Annotated in this window: 4 protein-coding genes; all 4 read left to right on the forward strand. The window is 67.7% G+C overall.

The window, feature by feature from the left end:
• Positions 1-308, forward strand: a 308-nt coding sequence (locus ACWELQ_RS45375; protein WP_452403140.1) for a P1 family peptidase, incomplete at its 5' end; no start/stop codon positions are given.
• Between the two features lie 89 nt (positions 309-397).
• Complete coding sequence (locus ACWELQ_RS45380; RefSeq protein WP_452403141.1) at positions 398-817, forward strand: Mov34/MPN/PAD-1 family protein; 420 nt, start codon at positions 398-400, stop codon at positions 815-817.
• Positions 818-834: 17 nt separating this feature from the next.
• Positions 835-1,128 carry a MoaD/ThiS family protein gene (locus tag ACWELQ_RS45385; RefSeq protein ID WP_452403142.1) on the forward strand — a complete coding sequence of 98 codons (294 nt, stop codon included), beginning with the start codon at positions 835-837 and terminating at the stop codon, positions 1,126-1,128.
• Positions 1,129-1,130: 2 nt separating this feature from the next.
• Positions 1,131-1,599 (forward strand): PLP-dependent cysteine synthase family protein (locus ACWELQ_RS45390; RefSeq protein WP_452403143.1); only part of this gene is annotated, 469 nt, incomplete at its 3' end.

A 1,599-nucleotide genomic window follows, 5' to 3' on the forward strand; every position in this document is an offset into this window, starting at 1 on the left:
CCACCGATGCCGCGCTGGATCCCGCCGCCTGCAAGCGGCTCGCGGCCACCGCGCACGACGGTCTGGCCCGCGCCATCCGCCCCGCGCATTCGCCGCTGGACGGTGACACCATCTTCGCGCTCGCCACCGGCACCGCCGAACAGCAGCCGAATTTCCCACTGCCCCCGGCCTTTCCGGCGGAGCTGTTGATCCTCGACCAGTTGTGCACCGCCGCCGCGGTCTGTGTGGAGCGCGCGATCGTGGACGCGATCCTGTCGGCGACCTCGGTCGCGGGCGTTCCGGCCTACCGCGACCTGTTCGGGGTGTGAGCGGTCGCACCGGGAATAGCCGCATATTGTCACCTTGTTGACGACAGCGTTTCGGCCGTTCGGCCGGGGTCGAGCGGAAGGATGCGACTGTGCTGGTGATCAGGGCCGATCTCGTGGAGGCGATGGTCGCGCACGCGCGGGCCGACCACCCCGATGAGGCGTGCGGTGTCATCGCCGGTCCCGAGGGTTCCGATCGCCCCGAGCGCTTCATTCCCATGGTCAATGCCGCGCGCTCGCCCACCTTCTACGAGTTCGACTCGACCGAGCAGCTGCGCTTGTGGCGGGAGATGGACGCCGCCGACGAGGAGCCGGTGGTCATCTACCACTCGCACACCGCGACCGAGGCCTACCCGAGTCGCACCGACATCTCCTTCGCCTCCGAACCCAACGCCCACTACGTGCTGATCTCCACCCGCGAACCGCAGGACCACGAACTGCGCAGCTACCGGATCCTCGACGGCGTCGTCACCGAGGAACCCGTCGAGATCCTCGCCACCTACCCCGCATAAACAAGGAGTCCCCCCTCATGCCGGTCACCGTGTCCATTCCGACCATCATGCGTCCGATCACCAAGGACCAGAAGCGAGTTCAGGCCGAGGGCGCGACCCTGGCCGCCGTCATCGCCGACCTGGAGTCCAACTACCCGGGTCTCGAGGCGAAACTGCTCAAGGACGGCAAGCTCAACCGCTACGTGAACATCTACATCGACGACGAGGATGTGCGCTTCACCGGTGGACTCGAGGCCGAGGTCACCGACGGCGGCACCGTCACCATCCTCCCGGCGGTCGCCGGCGGTTCGCGCGCAGTGAAGTTCAACTGAGCGTGGCGCGCTACGAGTCGCTGATCGCGACGCTGGGCAATACCCCGCTGGTCGGACTGAAGAACCTGTCTCCGCAGTGGGACGGCGACGATCACGTGCGGCTGTGGGCCAAGCTCGAGGACCGCAACCCGACCGGATCCATCAAGGACCGTCCGGCGCTGCGCATGATCGAGGCGGCCGAGGCCGACGGGCGGCTCACGCCCGGCTGCACGATCCTCGAACCCACCAGCGGCAATACCGGCATCTCGCTGGCCATGGCCGCCAAGCTCAAGGGCTACAGGCTGATCTGCGTGATGCCGGAGAACACCTCGGTGGAGCGCCGTCAGCTGCTGACCATGTTCGGCGCGGAGATCATCGACTCGCCGGCCGCGGGCGGCTCCAATCAGGCTGTGGCGCTGGCCAAGCAGATCGCCGCCGAGCATCCGCGCGCCACACGATGGGTGGCGACAACCGGAGACTGCGCTCGATCGT

The sequence above is a fragment of the Nocardia sp. NPDC004722 genome, from assembly GCF_053601505.1.